The organism is Streptomyces calidiresistens (assembly GCF_014141525.1).
Taxonomy (GTDB): Bacteria; Actinomycetota; Actinomycetes; order Streptomycetales; family Streptomycetaceae; genus Streptomyces; species Streptomyces calidiresistens.
The window spans coordinates 1-6,840 of sequence record NZ_VKHS01000234.1; the positions used below are offsets into that span (position 1 = coordinate 1).

General features: G+C 71.7%; 6 protein-coding genes. 2 read left to right on the plus strand and 4 right to left on the minus strand.

The genetic code is table 11. The features are described 5' to 3' along the window. The first annotated feature begins 184 nt into the window (after positions 1–184). A complete protein-coding gene (locus tag FOE67_RS11930) occupies positions 185–586 on the plus strand; it encodes a hypothetical protein (protein ID WP_182663392.1) in 402 nt (133 codons plus the stop codon). A gap of 96 nt (positions 587–682) precedes the next feature. Here the strand turns inward: FOE67_RS11930 and FOE67_RS11935 are convergent, their stop codons facing one another. The 4 genes from FOE67_RS11935 to ctaC form a co-directional block, all read right to left on the minus strand. Then, positions 683–2,113, minus strand: a complete 1,431-nt coding sequence (locus tag FOE67_RS11935; protein ID WP_182663394.1) for a L,D-transpeptidase — start codon at positions 2,111–2,113, stop codon at positions 683–685. 174 nt (positions 2,114–2,287) lie between these two features. Continuing rightward, on the minus strand, positions 2,288–2,686 hold the full coding sequence (locus FOE67_RS11940; RefSeq protein ID WP_182663396.1) for a cytochrome c oxidase subunit 4: 399 nt from the start codon (positions 2,684–2,686) through the stop codon (positions 2,288–2,290). Next, positions 2,683–4,341 (minus strand): aa3-type cytochrome oxidase subunit I, encoded by a 1,659-nt coding sequence (ctaD, locus tag FOE67_RS11945; RefSeq protein ID WP_194444190.1) that lies wholly within the window; start codon positions 4,339–4,341, stop codon positions 2,683–2,685. Before ctaD ends, FOE67_RS11940 begins: the two co-directional genes overlap by 4 nt. A 98-nt stretch (positions 4,342–4,439) precedes the next feature. Beyond that, positions 4,440–5,399 carry an aa3-type cytochrome oxidase subunit II gene (ctaC, locus tag FOE67_RS11950; protein ID WP_182663400.1) on the minus strand — a complete coding sequence of 320 codons (960 nt, stop codon included), beginning with the start codon at positions 5,397–5,399 and terminating at the stop codon, positions 4,440–4,442. 268 nt (positions 5,400–5,667) lie between these two features. Between ctaC and FOE67_RS11955 the strand changes: the two genes are divergently transcribed. Next, positions 5,668–6,840, plus strand: a 1,173-nt coding sequence (locus FOE67_RS11955) for a cysteine desulfurase family protein (protein WP_182663402.1), incomplete at its 3' end; no start/stop codon positions are given.

Genomic DNA, 6,840 nt, shown 5'->3' on the forward strand with positions numbered 1-6,840 from the left:
GGCCGGGGAAGGGCGATCACGGGGGACCGTGCCCCCGGCTCCGCGCGGATCCCGATTCCCGCCGGGGAATTCGGGGAGGCGTTCCCCGGGGGAGGTCGGCGCGAGCCGCTCCCCCGGCCCCTGCCCCCACCGGCGGCGACGGAGTAACATCCGCGCCAACGGTCCCATCCATCGAGGAGGACGGATGCAGCGCACCGCGACGGTGCTGGTCTACAGCGACGACGTCAACACCCGCGAGCAGGTGCGGATGGCGGCCGGTCGTCGGCCCGCGGCCGACTCCCCGCTTCTGGAGTATCTGGAGTGCGCCACCCCGGCGGCGGTCCGTGACGCCCTGGAACGGGGCGGGGTGGACGTGTGCGTGCTCGACGGCGAGGCCGTGCCCGCCGGCGGGATGGGCGTGTGCCGACAGATGAAGGACGAGATCTTCCAGTGCCCGCCGGTGCTGCTGCTCATCGGCCGTCCCCAGGACGCCTGGCTGGCGACCTGGAGCCGGGCCGAGGCCACGGTGGCCCATCCGGTGGACCCGGCCGAGCTGGCGGCGGCGCTGGCCGCGCTGCTGCGCGAACGGCGTCCCGCGGCCGCCTGAGCCGCTCCGGGGACGCCCCCTCGTGCCGACCGGCCCGACATCCGCTCGGGGAGCGGACGCCGGGCCGGTCGGGGTGCGCGGAATCGGGGCGGGGACTCACAGGACGGGACGCAGGCGGCCCCGTTCGCTCCCGTCGCCGCGCTCCCCGTTCCCCGTCGTCCCGGGGGCCCGCGGACCGGCGTCGGTGACGACCTCGGCGCCGGTGTCGCCGGTCCCGGCACCGGTGTCACCGGGCTCCCCGCCGGGCACGAGGGCGCTGCCGCGCCGCCACTCCTCCCAATCCATGTTCCAGTCGCCGAAGCCGTTGCCGAAGTAGGGCATGTCCACGCCCTCGCCGCCCACGTGTTCGACGATGTCCCCCACCCGGACGTTCTCGAAGAACCACCGGGCGTTCTCGGTGTTCAGGCCGGTGCAGCCGTGGCTGACGTTGTCCCGGCCGTGGTATCCCACCGACCAGGGGGCACCGTGCACGTACTCACCGCTCCAGGTGAGGCGGGCCGCCCAGTACACGTCCAGGTCGTAGTACTCCGAGCTGGTCGGCGAGATGCCGATCGAACTCCCCCGCATCCGCACGTGGCTCTCCCGACCGAGGATCACCTTCTTCCCGTTGCGGGTGCGGAAACCCTCCTTGCCGGTGGTCATCGGCATGGTGCGGATGACCTCGCCGTTGCGACGCACGGTCAGGGTGAGGGAGGAGATGTCCCCGAGTGCCTCGACCCGGTCGCCGGTGCTCCAGCGCAGTTCCTCCACGGGGCCGCCGCGCAGCCCCTCCCCCAGCGGCACCCCCTCCAGGTCGGCGGAGACCGTGATCTCCGCGTTGGCGGGCCAGTATTCGCGGGGCCGGTAGTGCAGCAGGTCGTCCTCGACCCAGTACCAGGAGCCCTCTCCGGCGTCCGGGCGGGATTCCACCCTCAGGGCCCGCTCCACCACCGCGCGCCGGTCGCGGTCGGCGATGCCCTCGCTCAACCGGGCGGTGACCGGCTGACCGACGCCGTAGGTGCCGGGTGAGGGGCCGAGGGTCACCTCCAGCAGTTCGGTGTCCAGGTCGGCCAGGTCCCGGGTGCGGAAGGTGTGCTCGCGGCGGCCGGGGGAGCCGTCCGCGGCCTCGGTGGAGACGCGCAGGGTGTACCGGCTGCCGGCGACCAGGGGGGCCGTGCTGCGCCACCGGTCACCGGCGGTGGAGAGTTTGCCGGGTACCGGCCGGCCGACCTCGTCCTCCAGGAGGACGTCGGTGATGCGGAAGCCGTCCGCGTCGGGGAGGGAGACGGTGACGGTCTCGGCGGGATCGACCGGCCCGCCGTCGCGCGCCGCGGCGGGGCCGATGAGGGGTTCCGGGCCGGTGTCGGCCGTCAGCGCGTTCAGGGCCGGAGCCCCGCCCCCGGCCGTTCCCCCGCCGAAGGGGGAGGCGGTGCAGGCGGCCAGGGCGCAGGCGAGCAGCGGGGCGAGTATCAGGGCGCGGCGACGCGCCCGGCGGAGGGCCGGCGCCCGACGGGGCGCGCCCGGGATGGAAACCTTGCCATGACTCATAGTCGCAAAATATGAATTTTCACCCGGAGCGGCCCGTCGAGCGGGTGCGAACGGGTGGTTCCGCCGGATTCCCGCGCGCGTCGCCTTCCCCGAACGCGGGACGCCCCCCGGACCGGGGTCCGGGGGGCGTTGGGTCGACGACCCGGTGGGCGGGGCCCGCCGGGTGACGGGGGATCACTGCGTGCGGTTCTCGCCCCGGTAGTACTCGAAGACCCACAGCCACAGACCGATCAGCAGCAGGGGGGCGGTGAAGTAGGCCACCCACCAGCCGAAGACCGGGCCGAGGAAGGCGAAGGCCGCGCCGGCGCCCAGGGCCAGCGGCGCCCAGCTGTGCGGGCTGAAGAAGCCCAGCTCGCCGGCGTCGTCGGCGACGTCCGCCTCCTTGTTGTCCTGGGCCCCGGTGTCCACCCTGCGGGCGGTGAAGATCAGGTAGAACCCGATCATCAGGGCGAGGCCGAAGGACAGGAAGAGCGCCGTGGTACCGACCGGCTCGCGCGCCCACAGGCCGTAGACGACCGCGACCACCAGCATGAACGCCGACAGCCAGGCGAACATGTACCCCTGGAACTTCACTTGCCGGCCTCCTTGCCGTCGGCCCGGTCGGCCGCCGCGTCGTCCGCGCCCGGCGCGGGGCGCTCCGGGTCACGGATCTCCAACTGGTCGAGGGCCGCGATCTCCGGGTGGTGCAGGTCGAACGCCGGGGATTCGGAGCGGACCCGCGGCAGGGTGACGAAGTTGTGCCGGGGCGGCGGGCAGGAGGTCGCCCACTCCAGGGAGCGGCCGTAGCCCCACGGGTCGTCCACGGTGATCTTCTCGCCGTACTTCCAGGTCTTCCACACGTTGTAGAAGAACGGCAGCAGCGACATGCCCAGCAGGAAGGACCCGATGGTGGAGATCATGTTGAGCGTGGTGAACCCGTCGGACGCCAGGTAGTCGGCGTACCGGCGGGGCATGCCCTCCGCGCCCAGCCAGTGCTGGACCAGGAAGGTGGCGTGGAAGCCGACGAACAGGGTCCAGAAGGTGATCTTGCCCAGGGTCTCGTCCAGCATCTTGCCGGTGAACTTCGGCCACCAGAAGTGGAAGCCGGCGAACATCGCGAAGACCACCGTGCCGAAGACCACGTAGTGGAAGTGGGCGACGACGAAGTAGGAGTCCGAGACGTGGAAGTCCAGCGGCGGCGAGGCCAGGATGACGCCGGTCAGACCACCGAAGAGGAAGGTGATCATGAAGCCGACGGTCCACAGCATCGGGGTCTCGAAGCTGAGCGAGCCGCGCCACATCGTGCCGATCCAGTTGAAGAACTTCACCCCGGTCGGTACCGCGATGAGGAACGTCATGAAGGAGAAGAACGGCAGCAACACCGCGCCGGTCACGTACATGTGGTGCGCCCACACGGTCACCGACAGGCCGGCGATGGCGATGGTCGCCGCCACCAGGCCGACGTAGCCGAAGATCGGCTTGCGGCTGAAGACCGGGATGATCTCACTGGCGATGCCGAAGAACGGCAGCGCGATGATGTACACCTCGGGGTGGCCGAAGAACCAGAACAGGTGCTGCCACAGGATCGGACCGCCGTTGGCGGCGTCGAAGATGTGCGACCCGAACATGCGGTCGGAGGCCAGACCGAACAGGGCGGCGGCCAGCACCGGGAAGGCCAACAGCACCAGCACGCTGGTGAGCAGGACGTTCCAGGTGAAGATCGGCATCCGGAACATCGTCATGCCGGGCATGCGCATGCAGATGATCGTGGTGATGAAGTTGACCGCGCCCAGGATGGTGCCGAAACCACCGAGGGCCAGGCCCATCACCCACATGTCGGCGCCCACACCCGGCGAACGCACCGCGTCCGACAGCGGGGAGTAGGCGAACCACCCGAAGTTGGCGGCGCCCTGCGGGGTGAGGAAGGCGCCCACCACGATCAGACCGCCGAACAGGTACAGCCAGTAGGCCAACATGTTCAGCCGCGGGAACGCCACGTCGGGCGCACCGATCTGCAGCGGCATGATCCAGTTCGCGAAGCCCGCGAACAGCGGCGTCGCGAAGAGCAGCAGCATCACCGTGCCGTGCATGGTGAACAGCTGGTTGAACTGCTCGTTGGAGACGATCTGGTTGCCCGGTCGGGCCAGTTCGGCGCGCATGACGAGCGCCATCAGGCCGCCGATGACGAAGAAGATGAACGACGTGATCAGGTACATCGACCCGATCACCTTGTGGTCGGTGGTGGTCATCCACTTGACCACGATGTTCCCCGGCTCTCCGGGGGCTTTACGGCGCGCGGGCGGCTCCGGCGCCGAGGCGCCCGCCTCCCGGGTCTTGTCGAGGATGCTCACGGCTGGTTCGTCTCCGCGTTCTTGGCGGCGTCGGTCTGCGCGATGCCCGCCGGGATGTAACCCGTCTGTCCCCTGTCCGCCAGGTCCTGGAGGTGCTGCTGGTACTCCTCCGGGGAGACGACCCGCACGTTGAAGAGCATGCGGGCGTGGTCGACGCCGCAGAGCTCGGCGCACTTGCCCAGGAAGGTGCCCTGCTTGTTGGGAGTCACCTCGAAGCGGTTGGTGTGCCCCGGGATGACGTCGACCTTCATCAGGAAGGGAACCACCCAGAAGGAGTGGATGACGTCCCGCGAGGTGAGGATGAACTGGACGCTCTCACCCTCCGGCAGTACCAGGGTCGGGCCCGGGTTGCCGGTCTCGGGGTCGACGTCGGCGGGGGTACCGATGTCGTACACGCCGTCGGCGTTCTCCGGGACCGCTTCCATCATGCGATCCGGGATGGCCTCCAGTTCGGGAGCCGTGCGGGCGTCGTTGTCGGACGCCCCGATCGGCTCGAGGTAGTTGAAGCCCCAGCTCCACTGGAAACCGACGACGTTGATCACGTGGTCGGGCTGCTCGGAGGTCTTGAGCAGCTCCGTCTGGTCCCGGGCGGTGAAGTAGAAGAGCACCGACACGATGATCAGGGGAACGAGGGTGTACAGGGCCTCGATGGGGAGGTTGTACCGGGTCTGTGGAGGAACCTCGACCTTGGTCCGGGAACGCCGGTGGAACCAGACGCTCCACAGGATCAGACCCCAGACGATCACCCCGGTGACGAGCGCAGCGGCCCACGAGCCCTGCCAGAGGGACAGGATCCGCGGCGCCTCCTCCGTCGCCGGGCTGGGCATACCGAGGCGGGGGAAGTCCTCGTATGTGCAACCTGTCGCGGTCGCCAGGACCAAGCCCGCGATCAGCGCCTGCGGCAGAATCCGCCGCATCGGGCGCCGCGACGAGCGGTCGGAGCCGTTGGGACTCACGTAGCGCCTTCCCGAGAGTCTCGCCCGCGTCCGGCCGCTTCCGTCGCTCGGGGCGGGGGATCGGCCCCGGCGCGGGCAGGGGTGTGGATGTTTATGCGGACCAAACCCTACTCGACGCCCCCCGGAGCCGTGCGGGGAGGGTACCCAACGCGTCGCGGCGTTTCCCCCGCTCGCGCTCCCACCGCCGTGACCAGCGCAAACACGCTTCCTCCCGGAGGAGGAACGGCCGCGGCGGGCCTCCCGGCGTGGCGCGGGTTAGCGTGACGGCGTGCCGTACTCCGCGTACTTCGACGTCGCCTCCACCGCTCCCCCGCACCCCGTCGCCCGGCAGGCCCTGCTCGCCGCCCTGGAGGAGGGGTGGGCCGATCCCGCCCGCCTGCACCGCGAGGGACGCCGGGCCCGGCTGCTGCTGGACACCGCCCGGGAGGCCGCCGCGGAACTGATCGGCTGCCGCGCCGACGAGCTCTCCTTCACCTCCTCCGGCAGCCGGGCCCTGCACACCGGGATCGCCGGCGCGCTGGCCGGTCGGCGCCGGGTGGGGCGGCGCCTGGTGGTCTCGGCGGTGGAGCACTCGGCGGTGCTGCGGGCGGCGGAGGCCCACGAGGCGGACGGCGGAACCGTGGCGCGGATGGCCCCGGACCGGACCGGCCGGATCTCCCCGGCGACCGTCACCGACGCGCTCACGGCGGACACCGCCCTGGTCTGCCTGCAGAGCGCCAACCACGAGGTGGGCACCGAGCAGCCGGTGGCCGAGGCGGCCGGGGCGTGCCGGGCCTCCGGGGTGCCGTTGCTCGTGGACGCCGCGCAGTCGCTGGGCCGGGGAACCGTGCCGGGGGCGTGGTCGCTGTTGGCGGCGAGCGCCCACAAGTGGGGCGGGCCCGCCGGCGTGGGGATGCTGGTGGTCCGCAAGGGCACCCGCTTCGTCGCCCCCGCCCCCCGCGACGAGCGCGAGGCCGGACGGGCGCCGGGCTTCCCCGCGGTGCCGCAGGTGGTGGCGGCCGTGGCGGCGCTGCGCGCCGTGCGGGAGGAGACGGCGGCGGCCGACGGCCGCCTGCGGGCCCTGGTGGACCGGATCCGCGAGCGGGTCCCGGTGCTGGTCCCCGACGCCGAGGTGGTCGGTGATCCGGTGCGCCGGTTGCCGCACCTGGTGACCTTCTCCTGTCTGTACGTGGACGGCGAGGCCCTGGTGCACGCCCTGGACCGGGAGGGTTTCGCGGTCTCCTCGGGTTCCTCCTGCACCTCCGACACCCTGGAGCCGAGCCACGTGCTGCGCGCCATGGGCGTCCTCTCCTCGGGGAACGTGCGGGTCTCGCTGCCCACCGGGACCACGCGGGAGGAGGTGGACCGCTTCCTGGAGGTGCTGCCCCGGGTGGTGGCCGGGATCCGGGAGCGGTACGCCGCCCCGCCGGAGGTCGGCGGGGCGGGGGCCGGGGACGACACC